The sequence below is a fragment of the Pontibacter sp. GD13 genome (genome assembly GCF_058216355.1).
In genome coordinates, this window is record NZ_JBYZMQ010000003.1 from 243635 (window position 1) to 266543 (window position 22909).

The 22909-nt window shown below is 53.2% G+C and carries 18 protein-coding genes; 10 read left to right on the top strand and 8 right to left on the bottom strand.

The features are described 5' to 3' along the window. Positions 1 to 250: 250 nt before the first annotated feature. From AC4BAN_RS07480 to AC4BAN_RS07505, 6 genes are all read right to left on the bottom strand, one after another. On the bottom strand, positions 251 to 1897 hold the full coding sequence (locus AC4BAN_RS07480) for a M28 family peptidase (protein WP_490563769.1): 1647 nt from the start codon (positions 1895 to 1897) through the stop codon (positions 251 to 253). A 98-nt stretch (positions 1898 to 1995) separates the two neighbouring features. After that, on the bottom strand, positions 1996 to 2481 hold the full coding sequence (gene ispF, locus AC4BAN_RS07485) for a 2-C-methyl-D-erythritol 2,4-cyclodiphosphate synthase (protein ID WP_490563770.1): 486 nt from the start codon (positions 2479 to 2481) through the stop codon (positions 1996 to 1998). Between the two features lie 209 nt (positions 2482 to 2690). After that, positions 2691 to 3791 carry an alkene reductase gene (locus AC4BAN_RS07490; protein ID WP_490563771.1) on the bottom strand — a complete coding sequence of 367 codons (1101 nt, stop codon included), beginning with the start codon at positions 3789 to 3791 and terminating at the stop codon, positions 2691 to 2693. 115 nt (positions 3792 to 3906) lie between these two features. After that, entirely contained in the window at positions 3907 to 4725 is an 819-nt protein-coding gene (locus AC4BAN_RS07495) for an aldo/keto reductase (RefSeq protein ID WP_490563772.1), read from the bottom strand. A 52-nt stretch (positions 4726 to 4777) separates the two neighbouring features. Then, positions 4778 to 5227, bottom strand: coding sequence for a MarR family winged helix-turn-helix transcriptional regulator (locus AC4BAN_RS07500; RefSeq protein ID WP_490563773.1), 450 nt, complete (start codon positions 5225 to 5227; stop codon positions 4778 to 4780). Positions 5228 to 5554: 327 nt separating this feature from the next. Continuing rightward, positions 5555 to 6814, bottom strand: a complete 1260-nt coding sequence (locus AC4BAN_RS07505) for a M16 family metallopeptidase (protein WP_490563774.1) — start codon at positions 6812 to 6814, stop codon at positions 5555 to 5557. A 202-nt stretch (positions 6815 to 7016) separates the two neighbouring features. On the opposite strand from AC4BAN_RS07505, the gene AC4BAN_RS07510 reads away from it, so the two are divergent. From AC4BAN_RS07510 to ytxJ, 4 genes are all read left to right on the top strand, one after another. Then, positions 7017 to 8996 carry an alpha-ketoacid dehydrogenase subunit alpha/beta gene (locus tag AC4BAN_RS07510; RefSeq protein ID WP_490563775.1) on the top strand — a complete coding sequence of 660 codons (1980 nt, stop codon included), beginning with the start codon at positions 7017 to 7019 and terminating at the stop codon, positions 8994 to 8996. Positions 8997 to 9026: 30 nt separating this feature from the next. Beyond that, the gene (locus tag AC4BAN_RS07515; protein WP_490563776.1) at positions 9027 to 9248 is read left to right on the top strand and encodes a hypothetical protein; all 222 of its coding nucleotides are present in this window, start codon (positions 9027 to 9029) and stop codon (positions 9246 to 9248) included. 90 nt (positions 9249 to 9338) lie between these two features. Then, positions 9339 to 9647 (top strand): hypothetical protein, encoded by a 309-nt coding sequence (locus tag AC4BAN_RS07520; protein ID WP_490563777.1) that lies wholly within the window; start codon positions 9339 to 9341, stop codon positions 9645 to 9647. An 18-nt stretch (positions 9648 to 9665) separates the two neighbouring features. Further along, positions 9666 to 10007: a bacillithiol system redox-active protein YtxJ gene (gene ytxJ / locus AC4BAN_RS07525; RefSeq protein WP_490563778.1), complete on the top strand. Its 342-nt coding sequence runs from the start codon at positions 9666 to 9668 to the stop codon at positions 10005 to 10007. A gap of 30 nt (positions 10008 to 10037) precedes the next feature. Here ytxJ and AC4BAN_RS07530 read toward each other — a convergent pair whose 3' ends face one another. Next, entirely contained in the window at positions 10038 to 10448 is a 411-nt protein-coding gene (locus tag AC4BAN_RS07530) for an OsmC family protein (RefSeq protein ID WP_490563779.1), read from the bottom strand. Between the two features lie 72 nt (positions 10449 to 10520). Here AC4BAN_RS07530 and AC4BAN_RS07535 point away from each other — a divergent pair, with 72 nt between their 5' ends. The 6 genes from AC4BAN_RS07535 to AC4BAN_RS07560 all read left to right on the top strand — a co-directional run bounded on the left by AC4BAN_RS07535 (position 10521) and on the right by AC4BAN_RS07560 (position 22200). Then, complete coding sequence (locus tag AC4BAN_RS07535) at positions 10521 to 11258, top strand: hypothetical protein (protein ID WP_490563780.1); 738 nt, start codon at positions 10521 to 10523, stop codon at positions 11256 to 11258. Between the two features lie 136 nt (positions 11259 to 11394). Continuing rightward, positions 11395 to 12297 carry a lipoyl synthase gene (gene lipA / locus AC4BAN_RS07540; protein WP_490563789.1) on the top strand — a complete coding sequence of 301 codons (903 nt, stop codon included), beginning with the start codon at positions 11395 to 11397 and terminating at the stop codon, positions 12295 to 12297. Between the two features lie 427 nt (positions 12298 to 12724). After that, positions 12725 to 16708: an ice-binding family protein gene (locus AC4BAN_RS07545; RefSeq protein ID WP_490563781.1), complete on the top strand. Its 3984-nt coding sequence runs from the start codon at positions 12725 to 12727 to the stop codon at positions 16706 to 16708. A 34-nt stretch (positions 16709 to 16742) separates the two neighbouring features. After that, positions 16743 to 17678 (top strand): PorP/SprF family type IX secretion system membrane protein, encoded by a 936-nt coding sequence (locus tag AC4BAN_RS07550; protein WP_490563782.1) that lies wholly within the window; start codon positions 16743 to 16745, stop codon positions 17676 to 17678. A gap of 18 nt (positions 17679 to 17696) precedes the next feature. Next, positions 17697 to 19679, top strand: a complete 1983-nt coding sequence (locus AC4BAN_RS07555) for an OmpA family protein (protein WP_490563783.1) — start codon at positions 17697 to 17699, stop codon at positions 19677 to 19679. A gap of 232 nt (positions 19680 to 19911) precedes the next feature. Continuing rightward, positions 19912 to 22200 carry a TonB-dependent receptor domain-containing protein gene (locus AC4BAN_RS07560; RefSeq protein ID WP_490563784.1) on the top strand — a complete coding sequence of 763 codons (2289 nt, stop codon included), beginning with the start codon at positions 19912 to 19914 and terminating at the stop codon, positions 22198 to 22200. An 11-nt stretch (positions 22201 to 22211) separates the two neighbouring features. Here the strand turns inward: AC4BAN_RS07560 and AC4BAN_RS07565 are convergent, their stop codons facing one another. Then, positions 22212 to 22817, bottom strand: a complete 606-nt coding sequence (locus AC4BAN_RS07565) for a DUF4136 domain-containing protein (protein ID WP_490563785.1) — start codon at positions 22815 to 22817, stop codon at positions 22212 to 22214. Between the last annotated feature and the right edge of the window lie 92 nt (positions 22818 to 22909).

A 22909-nucleotide genomic window follows, 5' to 3' on the forward strand; every position in this document is an offset into this window, starting at 1 on the left:
TTTTCTGGGTAAAAGCTACATCTGGGGGTGCGGCAAAAAAGAAAAACACCCTTAAAGTTAGGGTGTTTTTCTGGAAACTGCATAAGAGTTACCTGATGAGTTAAATTTAGGCGCCGAAAGGGGCGAGTTAAATTTGCGGAAGTTCAGGGCTTTGCTTAACCGCTATTGTTAACTTCCGGTAAATTCAGGGGCAGCGTGCCTCGGGCTTGTCTTCCCGGCTCCTAAACGCAACCCTAAACATGCAACGTGCTTACTTCTTGTGGCTGTCCACTACAATGCGGTTGTCGCGGTTTGCCACTTCCCAGGCTACGTAGAAGGCCAGACGCGCTACTTTCTCAGCACTGTCAAAAAGGATCTTGTCTACTTCGTCGGAGGGCTGGTGGTAGTCTGCATGCACACCGTTGAAGTAAAACACGATCGGAATGCCATGTTTGGCGAAGTTATAATGATCAGAGCGGTAGTAAAAGCGGTTCGGATCGTTCTCGTCGTTGTAAGTATAATCCAGCTTCAGGTTCACGTACTTCTGGTTCATCTCCTCGTTTATCTGGTGCAGTTCCGAAGAAAGCTTGTCCGCCCCTATCACATAGATATAATTGCTGTCGTTGGTTTTCTCATGGTCAGTGTCCATGCGCCCGATCATGTCGATGTTGATGTCTGCCACGGTGTTCTCTAGCGGGAAAACAGGGTTTTCAGAGTAGTACTCTGATCCCAGCAAACCCTTCTCCTCGCCTGTAACCGTTAGGAACAGCATGCTGCGGCGCGGCCCGAAACCATCCTTTTTTGCCTGGGCAAATGCCTCTGCCAGTTCAATAACCGCTACCGTGCCGGAGCCGTCATCGTTGGCGCCGTTGTAAATCTGGTCGCCCTGGCGCGTGGTGTCCATGCCAACGTGGTCATAATGAGCCGATACCACTACCACTTCATCCTTCTTATCAGAGCCTTCTATAAAGCCCAGCACATTCTCCGTCGGGAGCGGGTCTGACTTACGCTCTGTTTTGATCCTGACATCTTTGGCTGCCTTGAAAGTTGCTGCCACAGGCTTACCTGCTTTTGCCACCATGTTGCCATAGTCGAACAGCTTATCGGTGGTGGTGCCTAAGAGGGCGGCGCCGGCCACCGGCGAGATGAAAACAGGGGTAGCGGTTGGTTCGCCACTGCTTTTTATGCCGATAGAAGGACGTGTGGCATACGCTTTATAGCGTTGGGTGAGGCTGTTGAACTCATCCTGGCTGGTGCCTGTCACGATCAGGACTGCCTTAGCGCCGCGCTTGGTGGCGGCATTCCGCTTAGAGCGGTAGTCATTCCCCCAGTCCGAGGCTTTTTCGGTGCCGCTGATCAGGTAGTTGCCATTGGGCCCTTTAGGCTCCCCTGCCAACACCACCACTACTTTGTTTTTTACATCCAAGGTGTTATAATCGGAGTATTTCTCATCATCGATGCCATATCCAGCAAAAACAAGGTCTGCGGCTTGCTCTGTCTGGAAAGGCGAGCTGCTGCCCAGCACAAAGAAATCCTGCATCATCAGGAATTTTTCTGACCCGATGGTCATGTACCCGTCACCCCACTGGCTTTTCTCCAGGTCGAAGGTTTGGTAGTAGGGGTTGGTGGCGTTGCCCTTCACCGGGCCCATCAGGCCATCCTCACGGAACTCACGCGAAATGTAGGCAGCTGCCATTTTCTGACCTTTCTCACCGGTGTTACGACCTTCGTACTCATCCGAGGCCAGTATGTGCAGGTGCTTGGAAAGGTCGGCGGCTGTTACGGTCGCCGCATACTTGGGTGCAGCTTCGCGCAGCTTCGTAGCGTCGGTTACTGGTTCTTTGCTAACGGAAGGTGTTTTGGAGCAGCCGAATCCGAGGGAAGCCAGCAGCAGGTAAGCGTAGACATTATGTCTCATAATTGGAGCAGGTAAGTTAAAATTTAGATTTAAAGATTAGAGTGAATCAGATTATGGCAAATGAGGTGACGGGCTTTACGGGCTGTTAAGGCCCTATTTTACTGCTTTACGATAAGAACAGTTGCAAAAGCGGCCACGCCTTCTTTTTTCCCCACAAAGCCCAGGTGTTCAGTGGTGGTTGCCTTAATGGAGAGATCGTGCGCCGGAATTCCCATCACTTCTGCCAGGCAGGCTTTCATGGCCGGGATATGTGGGTTTACCTTGGGCTCCTGCAGGCAAACCGTCGTGTCGATGTTGCCGATCTCATAGCCTTCCCGGGATAAAAGATGCACCACTTCTTTCAGCAGTATCTTGCTGTCGATGCCCTTGTACTGTGGGTCTTTGTCGGAGAAGTGGAAGCCAATGTCGCGCATGTTGGCCGCGCCGAGCAGGGCATCGCAGATAACATGGATCAAGACATCGGCATCGGAGTGGCCCAGGGCCCCGTGTGTGTGCGGGATCTTGATGCCGCCCAACCAAAAATCGAGTCCTTCCTGCAACTGGTGCACATCGTAGCCGAAGCCGGTTCTTATTTTAAGTTTCATGTAAGCGCGCTTAAGTAAAAGCCTTTTCACCGCTTGCGGGCGGAGGGTATAAAAAGTAAATCTAATTTAAAATTACGATTGTGTGTTAGCAGCCGCCGCCTTTTTTGCCGTTTTATGCTTTATGGGCAGCTGAGAAGTACCTATAAAGCCAAAGCCAGCTACCCGTAGGCAACTGGCTTTGGCTTTGTTTATATAAAAGAGTTGGTGGCTTAGGCCTCCACCTCTGCCAGGGAAGGATAATCGACATAGCCTTTGGCGCCAGGCGTGTAAAAGGTGTCTTTGTCTGGTTGCTGCAGCGCTGCATTCTGCTCGAAACGCTCCGGCAGGTCAGGGTTGGCGATAAACGGCACGCCGAAAGCCACCATGTCGGCATCACCTTCGGCTATTACCTTGTTACCTTTTTCCTGTGTAAAGCCGGCATTAATGATCAGGTTGCCTTTATAAAGCGGGCGGTAGTGCTTGGCAATGTGTGGCTCGGCATGCGGCAGGTCGCTGACATCGGTAAAAGGCTCTGACAGGTGCAGGTAGGCCAGGTTATACTTGTTCAGGTTTTCCACGATGTAATCGAACGTCGGAATGGTATCCTCATTCAGGGTCATGCCGAACACGCCGTGCAAGCTTGGGTTCAGGCGTACACCTACTTTCTCTGTCGGCACTACTTCCTTTATGGCATCGAGTATCTCAAAAAGTATGCGGGCACGGTTCTCTATCGAGCCGCCATAGGCATCGGTGCGTGTGTTGGAGGTAGAGGCAAAAAACTGGTGCAACAGGTAGCCGTTGGACGCGTGTATTTCCACTCCGTCAAAATCAGCCGCTATGGCGTTCTGAGCCGCGTTCTTAAAGTCCTGCACCGTCTGCTTGATCTCATCCAAGGTAAGGGCGCGTGGCGTCACCGTATCCTTAAACCCCTCTTTGGTAAACGATTTCTCGTTCGGGTTGATGGCCGAAGGGGCCACGGGTAGTGCGCCGTCGTGGAAATCAGGGTGCGACATGCGGCCTACGTGCCATAGCTGCAGAAAAATCTTACCGCCTTCGGCGTGCACGGCCTTCGTGATCTTCTTCCAGCCCTCTACCTGCTCCTGCGTATAAATGCCGGGCGTATTAATGTACCCTACCGCCTGCTGCGATACCTGCGAGCCTTCCGAGATGATCAGCCCGGCGCCTGCGCGCTGTCTGTAATAAGTGGCCATCAGGTCGGTGGGCACATTGCCCTCGTTGGCGGCGCGGCTGCGTGTCATGGGGGCCATGATCACCCGGTTATCCAGTTCTAAATCGTGTAGTGCTATGGGTTTTAAAAGTGCTTGTGTCATTTTATTCAGTTATATCAGTTATAGATGTAAGCGTAAAGGCCGGCGGCTGTAAATAGTACCAGGCGGCCTTCCACCCTGTTCAATTAATTATTATTTCAGTGTTTAAAAGTTAAATTCAATCCCATTGCGGGGCGAAAGGCGGGTTCACCACGCGGGTGTTCGCTTTTTTAAGCTCATCAATCTGCTGCATCTCCTCCAGCGTCAGCTCAAAGTCGAAAATGCTGATGTTAGATTTCAGGTGGCTTAATTTGGATGTTCTCGGGATGGCCAGTACGCTTTCCTGCTGCATCATCCAGCGCAGTGTTACCTGCACCTCGTTTTTGCCATACTTATCGCCGATGTTTTTCAGGGTTTCGTTGCCCACTACCTGGCCCTGCGCAATAGGGCTATAGGCAGTAAGGGTGAGGTTATGCTCCAGCAGGTAATTGTACAGCTTGGTTTGGTTGATGAGCGGATGATACTCTACCTGGTTTGTGATGATATCGGCGCCCGTTGCCAACACTTTGTCCAGTAGCTGCGTGGGGTGGTTGCTAACGCCGATATGCCTGGTGTAGCCTTTTTCCTGGGCTTTCATCAGTTCCTGCATGTACTCTTCCACAGGCACGTTCGCGTTGGGCCAATGGATCAGCAGGAGGTCCACCTGGTCGGTTTTTAGTTTTTTAAGGCTCTCCTCCACCGACGGCAGGAAGTTCTTCTTGTACAGGCTTTCCCGAAATACCTTGGTGGTCAGGAAAACCTCCTCTCTGGCGGGGCCTGCTTCCTGAATGGCACGGCCCACGCCTTCTTCGTTTCCGTAGATCTGTGCCGTGTCTATGTGGCGGTAGCCTTCGCTCAGGGCAGCCTTTGTCATTTCATAAGCCGTCTCATTCTCAAGCTGAAACGTGCCGAAGCCAAGGGCGGGAATTTTGGCTCCTTTTATGGTTATATCTTTCATAATTAAAGTCTATACATTATTTGTTTATACAAATATTATGTTAAAAAAATAGTTATCCCCTGAGTTTATCCAGCAGGTTACTAACCAAAACAGCCTCCTGGCTCGAAAGGTTATGGAAACTGGCGAAAAGGCCCGGGAAACTGGCGTCTACCTGTTGTAGTTTCTGCATGCCCTTTTCCGTGATGCGCACCTCGATCATTCGCCTGTTAGCGGCGCAAATGTCGCGGGTGACGAAGCCTTTCTCGATCAATTTGTCGATCAGGCGCGTGACGTTGGAGTTGCGGTCTACCATGCGGTTCTGGATGTCGCCGAAGCACACAGGCTCAGGATACTGACCACGGATGATGCTTAGCACGTTATGCTGCTGCAGGGTAAGGCCAAGTTTTTTGAAGAACGGCATCAGTTGCTGATTCACCCAGTTGTTGGTAAACAACAGGTTTGTCAGCAGGCGACGGTAATCGTCTTTAAATTCTACCTGATGTATTTCGTCTTCTATGCGCATGCGTCCGTATTAAGGCGTGCAAATATATGCACCTTGTTTGTATATACAAATGTTACGCGTTAAAAGTTCAGTTCTATTATTACGCGGTAGCATGCAAGGGCATAGTTTAGCCTTACCCGAATCAATTCCCAGCCTTGTATAAACAAAGTGAACTGCAACCTGGCGCTACTGGAAAATTGGTGGTTAGGGTCAGGTTTGAACGCATCAATGGCCCTAAGTAAAGTAACCTATAGCGCTTTTGCCTGAGGCACGCGGGGTGCCTGAAACCGAAAAAGCGGCTGGAGGGCCGCTTTTTCAAGTATAGGTTAAAGTAGAGATCAAAAGAATTTACGCTTCTACGGCGGCTGCTTTCTTCTCGGCTTTGTAAAGCAGGGTGCTGCAGTTGTTGGGGTCCAGCACCTGTTGGGCACTGCGCTGAATATCTGCGGGGGTAACAGCTTGCAGTTTCTCTCCTTCGGTGTTCACAAAATTGGCATCGCCCAGCAGTTTGCCGTAGGCCAGGTTCATGGCGCGGTTAAGCAGCTCAATCTCTGAAAACACGATCGAGGTCTCTGCCTGGTTTTTTACCTTGTTCAGCTCATGCTCCCCCACCAGGTTATCCATCAGCTCCTGGTTAATAGCCTCGATGGCAGCGTTGGCTTCCTGCAGGTCCACGCCCTCGTTCAGTTTGCCCTGTATCATCAGCAGGCCGGGTTCTATAGAGCCCGACACGGAAGCTGTGATCGAGTTGAACAGCTTCTGCTCCTTTACCAGTTTGTCGTATAGCCTGCTTGATTTGCCCCTACCCAGTATATCGCTCACCAGGTCGGCTGCATAATACGCCTCCTCGGTTCTGCCGGGCATGTGGTAGGCTTTGTAAATGGCACTAAGCGGCACATCGGCGCTGGTTTCCAGAACGCGCGGTACCGTTTGCCTGGGCTCTGCGGGTATCTGGCGCGTGTACTTCTCTCCGGCGGGTATGGGCCCGAACCACTTTTCCGTCAGTTCTTTGGCGTGGTCAAACGTTACGTTGCCAGCCACTACCAGTATGGCGTTGCTCGGGGAGTAGTGTTTCCTGAAAAAGGCCTTCACCTCATCCATGGTGGCGTCCTCGATGTGGGCGATCTCCTTGCCGATGGTGGCCCATCTGTACGGGTGCTCCTGGTAAGCCAAAGGGCGCAGCTTCAGCCACACATCCCCGTAAGGCTGGTTCAGGTAATTCTGCTTAAACTCCTCCACCACTACCTTTCGCTGCACCTCCAGGCCGTTCTCGTTAAAAAGCAGCTCCATCATTCTATCCGACTCCAGCCAGAAGCCTGTTTCTATGTTCTGTGCGGGCACAGAAAGGTAATAGTTGGTGATGTCGGGACTGGTAAAGGCGTTGTTCTCGCCACCTACGCGCTGCAAGGGCTCGTCGTAGCTGTGGATGTTGATAGACCCGCTGAACATCAGGTGCTCGAACAGGTGTGCAAAGCCGGTGTGGGCCTCGTCCTCGTCGCGGGAACCTACGTCGTAGAGCACGTTCAGTACGGCCATCGGGGAAGTATGATCTTCGTGCACGATCACGCGCAAACCGTTGTCGAGGGTAAATTCTTTAAACTGTATCATATTTTTTCAAAGGCATAAGAAAGCAGGCAAAGGACTTTAGGATATACTATAGCCTGATGACAGGGGTTATAGCAGTCCTCTGTCTTTTGTCTAAAAGTCTTTCATCAAAAGATCAGACAAAAGTATAAATTAGCTGCGTATTTTCAGGGCTACGCTTAATATATTAACTTGCCCATCCATAACGAGGTTTTCCTTTTTTAAGATGAACTATAACCGCAAAGAGTATACCGACGACGAACTGTTAGCCTTATACAGGGCTATATTGAAGCCACGCATGATCGAGGAGCGCATGCTGGTGCTCCTGCGACAGGGTAAGGTAAGCAAGTGGTTCTCCGGTATCGGCCAGGAGGCCATCTCAGTCGGCTCGGCCCTGGCGCTCGATCAGGACGAGTATATTTTGCCGCTGCACCGGAACCTGGGTGTTTTCACCAGCCGGAACGTGCCCCTCGACAGGCTCTTCGCCCAGTTTCAGGGCAAGACAACGGGCTTTACCAAAGGCAGGGACCGCTCTTTTCACTTTGGCAGCAACGAGCACCACATTGTCGGCATGATCTCGCACCTGGGGCCGCAGCTGGCTGTTGCCGACGGCATTGCACTGGCCGACCTGCTGGAAAACAAGGAGAGGGTAACGCTGGTGTTCAGCGGTGACGGCGGTGCCAGCGAAGGCGATTTCCATGAGGCCCTGAACGTGGCGGCCGTGTGGGGCCTCCCGGTTATTTTCATGATCGAGAATAACGGCTATGGCCTTTCCACGCCAAGCAGCGAGCAGTTCAAGTTTAACCAGTTTATCGATAAAGGCCCAGCCTATGGCATCGATGCCCTGCAGGTAGACGGCAACAACATCCTGGAAGTGTACGACACGGTACGGCAGGCGGCCATCAGCATGCGCAAGAACCCAAGGCCCATGCTGATAGAGGCGATCACGTTCCGGATGCGTGGCCACGAAGAGGCCAGCGGAACGAAGTATGTGCCGCAGGAGCTGTTTGAGAAATGGGCCAAGAAAGACCCTGTGGAGAACTTTGAGAAGTACCTGCTGGAAGGGCTGGTGCTGACACAGAAGACCATGGAAGGTATAAAAGCGGAACTGAAGGCAGAGATCGAGGAAGGGCTGAACACAGCCTTCGAAACACCCATGCCGGAGGTAAACCGTGCGCAGGAGATAGAGGACATGTACCGCCCGTTCAACCAGGAGGTGATCAGGCCCGCGTCGGACTCTAAAACCGAAAAGCGCTTTGTGGATGCCATCTCGGATGGGCTTCGCCAAAGCATGGAGCGTTACCCGGAACTGGTGCTGATGGGCCAGGACATAGCCGACTATGGCGGTGTGTTTAAAGTGACGGAGGGCTTTGTGGATAAGTTCGGTAAAAAGCGCGTCCGCAACACGCCCTTGTGCGAGTCAGCCATACTGGGTGTGGGCCTGGGACTATCGGTACGAGGGCAGAAAAGTATGGTGGAGATGCAGTTTGCCGACTTCGTAAGCGCAGGCTTCAGCCAGATTGTGAATAACCTGGCCAAGAGCCACTACCGCTGGGGGCAGCAAGCCGATGTGGTGGTGCGCATGCCGACCGGCGCAGGATCGGCGGCGGGACCTTTCCACTCGCAGAGCAACGAAGCCTGGTTTTTCCATACGCCGGGCCTGAAAGTGGTTTATCCCTCCTCGCCTTACGATGCTAAAGGCTTACTGAACGCCGCCATCGAGGATCCGAACCCGGTGATGTACTTTGAGCACAAAATGCTTTACCGTTCCATTTCTCAGGAGGTACCGGACGATTATTATACTATAGAGATAGGCAAGGCCAGGACCGTGACCGAGGGAACAGACCTGACCATCATTACGTATGGCATGGGGGTACACTGGGCAAAGCAACTGCAGCAGGAGCTAACCGATGCTAGCCTGGAGATCCTGGACCTGCGCTCGCTGCTGCCCTGGGATAAAGAAGCCGTGCGCGCAGCCGTTGAAAAAACGGGCCGGGTGATCATCCTGCACGAAGACACCCTGACCGGTGGCATTGGCGGAGAGATTGCCGCCTGGATAAGCGAGCATTGCTTTGAGCTGCTGGATGCCCCGGTGGCACGCGTGGCCAGCCTGGACACAGCCGTGCCGTTTGCGCCGCCATTGGAGCAGGACTTTCTGCCAAGGCAGCGGCTTCGCGACAAAGTAGACCTGATGCTGTCTTATTGATAACAAAACTCCGCGCACGTGAACGGTGATATGAAATTTAGACGAAGCCTTTTTCTATTACCGCTCATGGCCTTGTTTTTTGGGGTAACCGGCAGTTGCCAGCACAAGGGCGTTATACGCTGCCCTAAGATCGGCAGCAGCGGGAAACCCGTGGAGGTAAAAGGGAAGAACGGCCAGGCCCTGCAGACAACCACTGTGGCACTCGATAAAAACGGACGTGTTAAAAAGAAGAGCCGCCTTAAATTCTGGTAGCCGAACAAGCCTTTTAAAAATCAGTATAACTAAGCAGGCATAAGCTTGTTTGGGATGTTATACGCTTTTATACATAGGTGCAGCAAGAATTTGGCGTTGTTGGCGGCCCTGCTCTTTATGGCGGTTTCGCCTGCTCTTGCACAGATAAGCTACCAGAAAAAAGGAGAGCATAAACACCTGCGCAGGAAGTTTGTTAAACAGGCTGACACCGTAGAGGCCACATACAAAGCAACGCACCTCGATGTGAGCGCTTATAATTTTAAGATAGGCGAACCGGGCCGAAGCAGGATAAAAAGCGAGAAGTACCATTACAGTGCCGGCTCCGCACCAGAAAAGAAACACCGTTTCTTATTCTGGAAAAAGAAGGAGAAGAAGCGGCAAAAAAAATCTGATAACTAGACTAATAAGCATAACAATATGAATTGGCACCCCCTGACAAGCACTGAGCAGATCGATGAGGTAATAGCGGAGTCTAAAAATACTCCGATCGTGATTTTTAAGCATAGCACCGCCTGTTCCATTAGCTCCACGGCCAAAAGTCGCCTGGAGCGGCAATGGGATAACGCGGGCCTGGACCATGTAAAGCCCTACTTCCTGGACCTGATCAGCTACCGGCCTGTTTCGAGAGAAGTGGCAGAGGTGCTGCACGTAACCCACCAGTCGCCGCAGCTGTTGCTGGTGCAGGATGGCATGTGTACCTACGATGCCTCCCATCTGGGGATAAGTGTGGATGCCATTAAAAAGCAGGTAACGGCCTAGCAGGTTTAGTTACTGCGAGGCCGCCACAAGTTATACTTCATACAGAAATGCGATCGTTTGCTTTATGTCCGGGTGCAAGCTTAAGGCGACAGGGCAGGTGCGGGCAGCGTTCTCCAGCATTGCTTTCTCCTTGGCACTGTAGGCTTTGGCAGGCATTCTGAAATTAAGAATGATCTCGGAAATACGGCGTGGCTCAGCGGCCATCACCTTGATGGTTTCGATCTCCATGCCTGCTATATCGATGTTGCTGCGGTTGGCTACAATGCCCATAATGGTCATCATGCAGCTGCCTAAAGCGGCACAAACCAGGTCGGTAGGAGAAAAAGCCTCGCCTTTTCCGTTGTTGTCCACCGGCGCATCGGTGATAATGGTGTTGTTGGAGGCCACGTGCACAGCAGCGGTACGCAGGTCGCCTTTATAGGAGCTTTTAACGGTTATCATAGGGCCTTAACTATAGTTTTGAATACAACGTAAATTTAATTACTTTTAATAACAACTATAAAAAAATAAAGGGTGATCAGATACCTCGCACTTGCACTGGTTCTAACTTTCGGAATGGCCTTGCCTGCCTTCGCTCAATACGAGGAGGAGGAGAGTTTCCAGAATGAACTGAGTTACGGGATTAACTTTAATTCTAACGGGGGACTGATCGGGGGCGTGTTTGTGCGCTCTTCCTATTTAAAATCCCAGAACAATTACCAGTTTGGCGAACTAGAGCTCGTGGAGGTTAAGCATCCAAAAGAAAACCGTCTCTACAGTAATGAAACAGGCGATTTTTTTGTGGCAGGCAAACAGAATTACCTGTTTGTCGTTCGCCCGCGCTATGGCCGCGAGGTCGTGCTTTTCCGAAAAGCCGCTGAGTCGGGTGTGCAGGTGAACGCCGTGGGTGCCGTTGGCCCGTCGCTGGGTTTGCTGGTGCCTTATTACATCCGGTACAACTATGGCGGCGGCGTAGGCGGCACGGATGTGCGCACAGAGCAGTATGACCCTCAGAAACACCGCAACCTGGAAAACATACAAGGAAGCGTTTTCTTTTTGCAAGGCCTTGGAGAGGCTAACGTAAACGTGGGCGTGCATGTAAAAGGCGGCTTAAGCTTTGAGTATGGCCGCTACCGCGAAAGCATTGCCGGTATCGAGGTAGGCTTTGTGGTGGAAGTGTTCCCGAAGGAGCTCGTCATCATCCCGCAGGCCGAGAACGAACAGCTTTTTACCTCCGTCTACCTGAACCTGTACTACGGGCGCCGTAAATAATCCCCCTCCCGAACAAATCTTTGCGGTGCTTTGTTAAGGCAGCGTGCCCACCCGTTTACACATAGGGTTAAGGCACAAATCTTAGCCGATGGCTGAACTCTTACCGCATAAATCCTATCTTTGCACCATGGACGATTTGATCACACTTCCGGTTATTCAACCTAACGCGATACCTGAGGGGCTGAACGCTTTGGGCAAGCCCCGCAAACCGAACTGGCTTCGGGTAAAGTTGCCTGTGGGCAAAGAGTACGCAAAAGTAAGAAGCATAGTAGAGGAGTATAAGCTGCACACTATTTGCGAGAGCGGCAACTGCCCCAACATGGGCGAGTGCTGGGGGGCTGGTACGGCTACGTTTATGATACTAGGCAATGTGTGTACCCGCAGCTGCTCCTTCTGCGCAGTGGCCACGGGCCGCCCGAACGAGTTCGACGAGGACGAGCCGCGCCGCGTAGCCGAAGCCATACAATTGATGGGCGTAAAGCACGCTGTTATTACCTCTGTTAACCGCGATGAGCTAAAAGACCGTGGCGCTGCCATTTGGCATGATACCGTGAAGCAGGTAAAGCTCATGTCGCCGGCCACCACCATAGAAACCCTGATCCCGGATGTGAAAGGCACCTGGGAAGCACTGATCACCATGATCTCGCCGGGCCAGGAAGTGGTGTCGCATAACATGGAAACGGTGAAAGAGCTTTACCGCCGTGTGCGCCCGCAAGCCAAGTATGAGCGTAGTCTGGAGCAGATCCGGCGCACCAAGGAATATGGCAAGCGTACCAAAACAGGTATCATGCTGGGCCTGGGCGAAACGCGCGAGCAGGTATACCAGGCCCTGGATGACCTGGCGGCCAACGGATGCGACATCCTGACCCTGGGGCAGTACCTGCAGCCCACAAAGCTGCATATCGAAGTAGCCGAGTTTATCCACCCTGATCTGTTTGACCATTACCGGGAAGAGGGCCTGAAGAGAGGCCTGAAATACGTAGAGTCCGGGCCGCTGGTCCGGTCATCGTACCACGCAGAACGGCACGTGCACGTGTAAAGATTTGCACTTTTTGTATCAAGAAGCCCTGTTACTTACCTTAGTAGCAGGGCTTTTCTGTTTAATTGCACTTATTGCTAAGGGTATTTTGTGGGCGATTGTCTTTATTAAATCATGGGGGAATGCAAAATAAGAGGCTTATGCGGGTTCATTTGCAGCAGGTACAAGGTGCCGTGTTTCTGGCCCTGATTACAAGCGTGCAAAGAATTGTATCTTTATTCATTAATGAACAACATGTGCCTGAATATTAGGTAATTGTAGTAAATGTAACTTTTAAAACATCTTTAACATAATATACTTATTTTAATATAAAGTTTTCAATTACAAACAACTTGTAGGTGGAAATTAAGTAAAGCAAAATGTTCTATATCTATACTTGAATCTTTAGATATTAAAACACGCCCTTATTTTTCTTTGCTTAAAGTATATGAAAAAATATTTACTCCTATCCATCCTTTGCCTGCTTGCCACCACCCTAAGTATAGCGCAATCGGCACCAAGCCTTGGCAAGTCCACCATGTTTGCTGTTTTAGGGTTCAGCTACGTAAGCAACACCGGAAACACCGGCGTCAGCGGCGACTTAGGCGTGCCTCCACTGGGCATTTACACCGACAACGGGCAGCTGTTGGTGCGCGGCACCAAATACATCGGTTCGTCTATCGCGCTGGAGGCGTTGCAGGACGCCCGCGCGGTGTACGACTACTACAGCGGCCAGGCGGGCCCTGCTTTTACAGGCCCCGGACTGGTGGCAAACGGAAGTTCGCCGGGGGTTTACAGGAACAGTGGGTCCGTAGATCTGGATGGCATAATTGTGCTGGATGCCGGCGGGGATGTAAACGCCCAGTTTGTTTTTATTATCGATGGCGACCTGACCACACCCTCCATTGCGCCGCCCGCCCTGGGTACGGGCTTATTGCTGCAGAACGGGGCGCAGCCTCAGAATATTTTCTGGATCGTGAAAGGGAAAGTGAACCTTGGCAACTCCACGAGCTTTCAGGGAAACATCATCTCTTTGGGCGACATTACGCTGCAGCCGGGTGTAAACCTGATCGGCAGGGCCATTGCTTTGGCAGGCGGTGTAAGCCTGAATACGAACAACGTTTTTTTGCCTAGCGTAGTACTGGCCGACCTGAATGTGACAAAAGCCGCCGCCGCGGGCAATTACCTGATCGGCGATGAGCTTACCTACACCATCACGGCCAACAACGCCGGCCCCAGCACGGCATACAATGTGGTCGTGCACGAGCTAATTCCACCTGAACTCGAATTTGTCCGGGTAGAGAGCGCCAGCCGCGGCACCTACGACCCCATTACGCAGGAGTGGAAGATCGGGGAGATGCAGCTAAACGAGACAGCAGAGTTAAAACTTACCTTCAGGATCATCGCTGCAGGCGAAATCGTGAACAAAATATCCGTTGGCGGCAGCAACCCCGATCCAAAGCCCGGCAACAACGACGGCGAAGACCCTGTGGATGTGCCCGTGGAGTCAGCGGATGTGAGCCTCACTAAAATGGCTGGTCCCGGGCCTTATGTGGTAGGCGATGCCATCACTTACACCATTGTGGTAATGAACAAAGGGCCTTACGCAGCAACGGATGTCGTTGTGAACGAGGTGTTGTCAGGCAAGCTGGAACTGCTCAGCTTTTCGGTAAGCCAAGGCAGCTACGATCCGGCTACAGGCTCATTTACCGTTGGCACCCTGGGGAACGGCGAGACAGCCACGCTGACCATACAAGCCAGAATAATAGCGGCAGGCGAGATTGAGAACACCGCAGGGGTAGGAAGCGCTACCCCCGACCCGGTGCCCGGCGATAATACAGATATCGTAGTAGTTGACCCCACCTGTGCCACTCCCACACTTAGCCTGACAGGCAATGCCTCACCGTGCGCCGAAGCCGAAAACATAACCTATACCGTGTCCGAAGTGTTTGGCGCCACCTATGCCTTTGAGGTAACAGGCGGCCTGACCGAAGTATCCCGTACAGGAAACACCATTACTGTAAACATCGGCACGGCATCCGGAACGGTGAAGGCTACGGTAACAGACCTGTGCGGCAAAACTTATACCATTGAAAAAGAAGTTTTAGTCACATCCAGGCCAGCTGCACCAACTATAGCTGGAGAGGCAAGTGTATGCGCCAATACCACCGGCCATACTTACACGGCTGAGGGGCCTGCTGGCGCTGCCTATACCTGGACTGCTGCTGGCGATGTGGAGATCGTGAGCGGGCAGGATGGAAGAAGCGTGGTGGTAAGCATAGGCGCAAACGGTGGTACTTTAACCGTAAGCACCAGTAACGCATGCTTTACAAGTGCGGCAACAAGTATAGCGATCGGCATAACCCCACCTCCTGTTGCCCCGGCAAGTATAGCAGGCGACGTTAAACTCTGCGCTGGCGATGAGGCTACGTACACGGTGCCCGGCGTAACTGGTGCCACAGGCTATACCTGGGCAGCTCCGGCTGGCTGGGCCATTGTGAGTGGGCAGGGTACGGCAAGCATTGTGGTTCGGGCAGGCGCCAGTTCCGGGAATGTTACCGTAGTGGCAGAGAACGCATGCGGTGCCAGCACAGGTACAGCATTAGGCGTAGCAGTAAACGAGAAACCAGCAAGTCCGGGGGCGATAGCCGGAACAGCAGACGCCTGTGCGGGCAAAGATGGCTTTACCTATACCGTAAACCCAGTGGACGGCGCAGACAGGTATACCTGGACGGTTCCGGCCGGCTGGACTATCGTGAGCGGGCAGGGTACAACCGGCATCACGGTGAAGGCGGGCACGGCGGGTGGCTCTGTTACCGTGATTGCCGTGAACGAGTGTGGCAGCAGTGCACCAGCTGAAATGCCGCTTACGGTAAGCACCCCACCGCAGGCGCCGCTAGCTATCACTGGTCCGGCAAGCGGTTGTGTGGGCACCTCCTTAACTTATACTACGGGCAGTGCGGCCGGAGCTGAAGGCTATACCTGGACCGTGCCGGCAGGCTGGACCATTACAGGCGGACAGGGTACCGGAACGATCACCGTAACGGTAGGCAACACGCCCGGCATTGTAACAGTAGCAGCAACGAACAAATGCGGCGACAGTGCGGGTATAAGCAAAGCAGTTTCGTCAACCACGCCTCCTGCTGTACCGGGCCCTATTTCCGGGCCTTCGGCCACCTGTGGCAACACCGCAGGTTTAACATACAACATTGCCGCTGTGCCAGGGGCCACAGGCTACACCTGGACGGTTCCGGCCGGTTGGGCGATTGAAAGCGGCCAAGGCTCCACAACGATAAAGGTAACAGCCGGAACAGTTTCCGGCAACATTTCGGTAACCGCCGACAATGCCTGTGGCTCCAGTTCGGCAGTTATGTATGCCCTGAGTATCAGCAATGTGCCGCCGGCCCCCCTCACCATAACCGGTAGTTCCAATGGCTGTATCGGCTCAGTGCTGACCTACAGAGTAGATGCCCTGGACGGAGCCACCGGCTATACCTGGGCAGTGCCGGAAACCTGGACGATCAGAAGCGGGCAAGGCTCCAACACCATCGAGGTAGTGGCCGGAAGCGGCGCAGGCGCCATCACGGTATCGGGCACCAACGCCTGCGGCAAAGGGGCAGCGGCAAGTATAGCCGTGTCTCCCCTCACCACGCCAAACGCACCCGGAGCCATTGACGGACCAGACGCTTCCTGCGCGGCCAGTGAGAACCTGGTCTACAGCATCACCGTGCTCACCAGCGGGGAAACCTACACCTGGACCGTGCCGGACGGTTGGACCATCGTGAGCGGACAAGGCACTTATAGCATTACCGCCAATGCCGGTGCCACCGGCGGCGAGGTGAAAGTAACAGCAGCCAACGACTGCGGTACCAGCACGGCCAGCATCCTGAACGTGAAGATCACCGCCGCCCCAGCAGCAGTAACCCGCATTACCGATATGAGCTCCCTGTGTGCGGGCCTGAAGTATAGCGCTGCTCCGGTTACAGGCGCCACAGGCTACACCTGGACGGTACCTGCCGGCTTCACCATCGTGTCGGGGCAAGGTACAACCGAGATCACAGTGAAGGCAGACAAGCCGAATGCTTTTGGGGAGGTAAGCGTGGTGGCTAACAACGGCAATTGCTCCAGCGCAGCATCCAGCCTGCCGATAGACACCTCGATGCTGGACGGCGCACTGGAGTTCCCGAAGGCCTTTAGCCCGAACGGCGACGGTAAAAACGACACCTGGGTGATAAACAACCTGACAAAGTACCCGCAGAACCAGGTGGTGGTGGTAAACCGATGGGGCTCTGAAGTGTACAAGAAAACGAACTATCAGAACGACTGGAACGGCAACAAACTGGAACAGGGCACTTATTACTACGTGGTTAAAGTAACCCTGTGCGATGGTGTTGTAAAGGAATTTACCGGGTACGTTACGATTTTCCGCTAAGAGATATTCTTATCAACAGATAAAGCCCATTACCATGAAAATAATTTATACCCTCCTGTTGCTGCTGCTCGCTTTTGGAGTCAGGGCGCAGCAAAACCCCCAGTACTCGCAGTATATTTTTAACAGCATGAACATAAACCCGGCTTACACGGGTAGCAAGAACGTGCTCAACCTCAATGCCTTCCATCGTTCACAGTGGACTGGTATTGAGGGGGCACCCACCACACAGTCACTTAGCGTTGACGGCATCGCGGCCAACAACAAGCTGGGCGTCGGCTTTGGTATCGTCCGCGACCAAGTAGGGGCGCAGTCCTCGTTGTCGGCCTATGCCAACATAGCGGTGAAGCTACAGGTGAACGAGCGCGGTACCCTGAGCTTTGGCCTGGCCCCCGGCCTGGTGCAGCACACCCTGGATGGCGTTGAACTGGGTATAGAAGACGACCCGTCCATTCCGCCCGGTAAGGATACAAGTATAAAGCCGGATGTAAAGGTGGGAGCCTATTACCACACAGAGCGCTTTTATGCCGGACTTTCTGCCTCAGATCTGCTTCAGTTCAAGGATATGGAGCAGATCAGGCCGGAGCGCCATTATTACTTTACCTCAGGGTATGTGTTTGATGTGGGCAGCTTCCTGAAGTTTAAGCCCAGCGTGTTGGTAAAGGAGGATTTTCATGCCCCGGCCAACGTTGACCTGAACGCCTTTGTGCTTTTAGCCGACAGGCTGTGGCTGGGAAGCTCGTACCGAACCACGATGAATCTTTTTAACAGTGAACAAGACATGGAAGACGCCTACAAGCGATCAGCCATCGCTTTGATTGCAGAGTTGCAGATCCATAAATCGCTGCGCCTGGGCTACGCTTACGACAAGATGCTGAATAGCCTGAGCGGTTTTAACACGCACGAAATCTCGGTAGGGTATTATTTCTTCAAGAAGAAAGATACCAGGATCATCACACCGCAATATTTTTAACCTTTAGCCCCTTACGCGATGAACTATAGAAGCACACTTTTATACTTGGTAACGGCGGCCATGCTTGGCCTGGGCGCGGCGGCTCAGGCCCAATCGGAACTGCGTAAAGCCAACAAGCAATTCGATAACTATGCGTTTGCCCTGGCCCTGGATAATTACCAGCTGGCTGTGCAGAAAAACAAACCCGACCTGCACACCCTGCAGCGCATGGCCGATGCCTACCGCCTCACCCGCCAGAACAAGCAGGCCGAGCAGTGGTATGAGCAGATTGTGAACACGGCAGGGCGCGATCCGCAGAACGTATACTTCTACGCCGAGGCCCTGCGAGGCAATGGCAAATACGAGGAGGCCAAAAAGCAATACGCGCAGTGGGCCACCGAAACGCCCGACAACGGCCCGCAGGCCAGGCAACTGATAGCTGACTGCGACAGGGCCATACGCTGGCAGCAAAAACCCCTGGTGGCCGAGGTAAAGCCCCTTGAAAGTATAAATGCCGTGGGCTTCTCTGATTTCAGCCCGATGCAACATGGCAACGAGATCATTTTCACCTCTGACCGGGGAACCGGGGCAGATATAAAAAAATCGGATGTGTACGGCTGGACGGGAAGGCCTTACCTGCAATTATTTGCGGCAAAGCAGGACGAACAGGGCAACTGGGGCAACCCGAAAGCACTGGAGGAGATGATCAACTCAGACTATCACAATGCCACCGCCTCAGCCGCCGAAGAGGGGAACACGCTATACTTTACGCGCACCCACATGGTGCCTTTGCGCAAAAGGATGAATCCGGACCCCACCAGCTGGGCCCGGGAGCCGGAGGCAAAGGAGTTCGTTAACCGGCTTGAGATATTCTCGGCAGAGAAACAGGGAGCGGCCTGGACCAATATCCAGCCCTTCATTTACAATAATGTGGATGCATACTCGGTTGGGCACCCAGCCCTGTCAAAAAATGGGCAGATACTGTATTTTGCCTCTGATATGCCAGGGGGCATGGGGGATACAGACATTTACTATTCCGTTCGCAAGGCTGATGGCAGCTGGGGAGAGCCTGTAAATGCCGGCCCGGCCATAAATACTGCCGGGCGCGAAAGCTTCCCTTACCTGGATGCCAACGGCAAGCTGTACTTTGCCTCTGACGGACACGCAGGCTTTGGAGGCCTGGATGTGTTTGAAGCCGAAGGGCAGCATGCCGCCTGGACACAGGTCCGGAATGTGGGGGCACCCATCAACTCACCACAAAATGACTATGGCATCATGTTTACCAAAGCAGGCGACGAAGGGCTGTTCTCTTCGAACCGGGATGCTGAGAACGGCACGGACGATATCTATGCCTTCAAAATGCTGCGCCAGCCGGTAGTGGTAGTGGTGACCACGCTGGAGCGAAAACAAGACGCGCAGCACCGTAAAACGGAAGTACCGCTCCCAAAAACCCAACTTGTGGTTTCGCAGGAGAACCTAAACGATTCCGCTGTGGTTTTGACAGATGAAGAGGGGCGTTACGTTATGGATGCTCGCCGGGGAGACACTTTCGCTGTTGTGGGCAGAAAAGACGGCTACCTGACCCAGGAAACCCGTGCCCAGATACCCGCCACCGCAGGCGACACCGTGCAAATTGCGCTGCTGTTTGATAGTAATGAGGTGGATAAAGCCATTGTGCTGGAAAATATTTACTACGACCTGGATAAATGGAATATCCGTGCTGATGCGGCTGCCGGCCTCGATGAGTTGGTACAGGTGTTGAAGAACAACCCGCAGGTAAAAGTAGAGCTGAGTGCCCACACCGATAGCCGCGAAACACAATACTACAACAAGGTACTGTCGGAGCGCAGGGCCAAGGCAGCAGTAGACTACCTGGTGTCGCAGGGCATCAGCAGAAGCAGGCTAACAGCCAAAGGCTACGGCAAAACAAGGTTGGTTAACAACTGTAGCGACGGGGTGGAGTGCTCTGAGGAGGAGCATCAGCTAAACCGCCGGACTGAATTCAGGATTATCAAAAATTGATATAAAATTCTCATTAGCTTTCATAGTTTGGAAAGGCTCCGCAGTTTCTGCCGGAGCTTTTTTTATGTGTTTCAGCCCCAAGTCCGTCGGTTACCTTGCCCAGATGGAAGGGTTTAGCAATAACGTTTATAGCCGCCAACCAGGTGCAGTGCATGGGCCGTGCGTAATTAGTTTACAAACTAAATTAACTTTAGGGGCCTGGATGCGTTTTCATGGGGTATTTCTATTAAGTATGACTGCACGATATCTCTTTCTGCTCGGTTTGCTGCTGCTTGTCCTTTTGTTGCCCCAGGCTTTACAGGCACAGGCACACTTTGAGGGCTATATAAGAAAAGCCGAAACAGCGGAGCCCCTGGCAGGGGTTACGGTAACCGCGAATACCGGGGCGCAGACCACCAGCAACGAGGAGGGCTACTTCAGCCTTGCGGCAACAGGCGAAGTAACGCAGCTTATCTTTACCCACATCGGTTTTAAAACCGCTACTGTGTTTACGCCAGTGCCGGGCCAGCCGCTGCAGGTGTTGCTTCAGCCAGGCGCGACTGGCCTGCAGGAGGTGGTTATCAGAGGCTATGAAAGTAACCGGCCGCTACTGCAAACAGCCGGTGCTATAAGTGTGGTAGGCAGAGCAAGCATTGAGCGCTTTGATGAAGGCTCTATCGTTAGGGCTGTAAACACCGTGCCGGGCGTGCGCATGGAAGAACGGGCACCTGCCAGCTTCAGGCTGTCCATCCGGGGCAGTACGCTGCGCTCTCCTTATGGTATCCGGAATGTGAAAGTATACTTCGATGGCATTCCTTTTACCGAGGCAAACGGCACAACAGCGCTTAACCTGCTGGATGCCGCCAACATCGAACAGCTTGAGGTCCTGAAAGGCCCTACGGCCAGTATTTATGGCGCGGGCACAGGGGGCACGGTGCTGTTGAGCCCGCGCAGGGCGGCCCCCGGCGAGCAGCAGGTAATGGCAGGAACAACTGTTGGCTCCTACGGTTTCAGAAGGCACGTTGTGGCGGCAAGTACAGGCACAGAGAACAGCAGCCTGCTGGTGCAGTACAGCAAACAAAAGTATGATGGTTACCGCCAGCAGTCGGCCACAGACCGCGACGTACTGCTGATCTCTTCGGAGTTCACGCCCTCCGACAAGCGAACCGTCAGCACGAACCTTATTTATTCGAATCTCTACTACGAACTTCCCGGTGGGCTTACCCGGGAGCAGTATGAGCAGGACCCACGCCAGGCGCGCGGCGGCCAGTTTGGCAGTGTAAAGCAAAATGCCTCTCTTGACCTGGAGGGAATAAACGTGGGCGTGAAGCAGGAGTACAGGTTCAGCGGCAACTTCCGGAACACCACCGCGCTATATGGCTTGCACAAGTTCAAGGACAATCCCTTTAACACCGACTACGAGCGCAACACCAACCAGGAGTTTGGCGGCCGTACTGGTTTTGCCTACGATGCCGTTCTGGGAAGCGCTTCTGCCACCTTTACCCTGGGCGGGGAGTTTCAGCGGGGTTTTGAAGCGGCCCGCACCTACGACAATAACAGTGGCACCCCCGGCAACCTGCGCACCGACGATGAGGTGGTGGCCAAAACAGGCTTTGTGTTTGCCCAGGCCGAACTAGGGCTTCCCGCCGATATAATTGCCACCGCAGCGCTCAGCCTGAATGACACCCGGTATAATATTACCCGCTTACAGCAGGTAAGCAGCGGGAACTACGTCTTTAACCGCGACTTCAAAGCCGTGCTTTCTCCCAGGTTGGCGCTACTGAAACGGATCACGCAGCAAATAACGGTACATGCCAGTGTAAGCTCCGGCTTCTCTCCTCCAACCGAAGAAGAGATACTGACATCGGATGGCACGCTAAACAAAGACCTGGAGGCTGAGAAAGGAACGAATTACGAGGCAGGCGTGCGTGGTTTAGCGTTTGCAGGTAAGCTGAGCTTGGATGTGGTAGGCTTTTACTTCCGGCTGAAAGAAACCATTGTAAGCCGGCAGGATGCATCGAGCGTGGCCGTGTTCCGGAATGTCGGTTCCACCAATCAGAGAGGGATAGAAACAAGCTTAAGCTATACTTTGCTTGATGAACCGGAGCTACAGCTGGGCATACTCAAAGTATGGAGTAGCTATACCTACAGCCACTTTAGGTTCAAGGACTATCAGAAAGACAAAGAAGACCTTTCGGGAAACAAGCTCACAGGCGTGGCGCCGCATGTGCTTACGGCAGGCCTGGATGTAGGCATGCGCAACGGCCTGTATCTGAAGATGACCTCCAATTACGTAGACGCCATCCCGCTGAATGATGAGAACACCGTGTACGCTGACAGTTATTTTCTTTTTGGTGCCCGTGGGGGCCTGAAACGACAGCTCGGGAAGCGCTTCGGGCTGGAGCTTTTTGCAGGAATCGAGAACCTGACGGATAACAAGTATAGCCTGGGGAACGACCTGAATGCGTTTGGGGGCCGCTTCTTCCAACCGGCCCCTAACCGCAACTACTATGGCGGCATCAACCTTAACTACAGGCTGTAAGAACCCGGTTTTTAACGGGTGAGATCCGGGGTGGGCGGGAAGCGTGACATGATGTTGGCCACGATCCGGTTTAGCTGGCGGGGTTCTATTGCGGCTGGGTCAAGGTCAGCCGCATACCAGCCGCGCCACACCAACTGATTGGTGTTCCTGTCGATAAGGTCTATTACCAGGGTGCCCACCGGGTAGGTGTCGATGGCCTGAAATTTCGGCACGTTGGCGTAGCCGTAGTTATAGCGGTAGCCCAGCTGATAGCTATAGCCATAACCGAAGCCAGGCGGGAAGACATAGGAGTCAGTTGGGCTTTGGGCAGGGCCTCGCGAGATGTCGTACGCCACTAACAAACCCGGGGCCGTTGTTGTAGGGCCAATGCCCTGTTTGACCAATTCGCTGGCAATGGCCTCTTTCAGGCGTTGGTCAACTGCAGAATTGCTTTCTGCAGCCGGCACTGCCTCAGCGGGATACCAGTTAAAGCTCTGGTATGTTTTAAAACGGGCAGCCCGGTCATACACCGATGCCACGTCGGGTACCACGGCACAACCTGTTAATAGCAACAAAAGGACAAGCAAGGCAACTACTGTGTTGGCTTGCTTCGGAAGTGTTTGATCAAGTAGAGGCATCGTTCTGTTTTAGGTTTATTACGTACGCTATAGTGCTGTGAACGGGCTGACAACACACTTATGTAAAAAAACCAGGCATCCTGCTGTGGGTA

Bases quoted from the DNA above. Each gene is read 5' to 3' on its own strand.
- AC4BAN_RS07555 (WP_490563783.1), top strand. From the start codon at position 17,697: ATGAACTATAGAAGCACACTTTTATACTTGGTAACGGCGGCCATGCTT.
- AC4BAN_RS07565 (WP_490563785.1), bottom strand. From the start codon at position 22,817: ATGCCTCTACTTGATCAAACACTTCCGAAGCAAGCCAACACAGTAGTT.
- AC4BAN_RS07480 (WP_490563769.1), bottom strand. From the start codon at position 1,897: ATGAGACATAATGTCTACGCTTACCTGCTGCTGGCTTCCCTCGGATTC.
- AC4BAN_RS07495 (WP_490563772.1), bottom strand. From the start codon at position 4,725: ATGAAAGATATAACCATAAAAGGAGCCAAAATTCCCGCCCTTGGCTTC.
- AC4BAN_RS07545 (WP_490563781.1), top strand. From the start codon at position 12,725: ATGAAAAAATATTTACTCCTATCCATCCTTTGCCTGCTTGCCACCACC.
- ytxJ (WP_490563778.1), top strand. From the start codon at position 9,666: ATGAATTGGCACCCCCTGACAAGCACTGAGCAGATCGATGAGGTAATA.
- AC4BAN_RS07515 (WP_490563776.1), top strand. From the start codon at position 9,027: ATGAAATTTAGACGAAGCCTTTTTCTATTACCGCTCATGGCCTTGTTT.
- AC4BAN_RS07530 (WP_490563779.1), bottom strand. From the start codon at position 10,448: ATGATAACCGTTAAAAGCTCCTATAAAGGCGACCTGCGTACCGCTGCT.
- AC4BAN_RS07550 (WP_490563782.1), top strand. From the start codon at position 16,743: ATGAAAATAATTTATACCCTCCTGTTGCTGCTGCTCGCTTTTGGAGTC.
- AC4BAN_RS07500 (WP_490563773.1), bottom strand. From the start codon at position 5,227: ATGCGCATAGAAGACGAAATACATCAGGTAGAATTTAAAGACGATTAC.
- AC4BAN_RS07505 (WP_490563774.1), bottom strand. From the start codon at position 6,814: ATGATACAGTTTAAAGAATTTACCCTCGACAACGGTTTGCGCGTGATC.
- AC4BAN_RS07510 (WP_490563775.1), top strand. From the start codon at position 7,017: ATGAACTATAACCGCAAAGAGTATACCGACGACGAACTGTTAGCCTTA.
- AC4BAN_RS07560 (WP_490563784.1), top strand. From the start codon at position 19,912: ATGACTGCACGATATCTCTTTCTGCTCGGTTTGCTGCTGCTTGTCCTT.
- AC4BAN_RS07490 (WP_490563771.1), bottom strand. From the start codon at position 3,791: ATGACACAAGCACTTTTAAAACCCATAGCACTACACGATTTAGAACTG.
- ispF (WP_490563770.1), bottom strand. From the start codon at position 2,481: ATGAAACTTAAAATAAGAACCGGCTTCGGCTACGATGTGCACCAGTTG.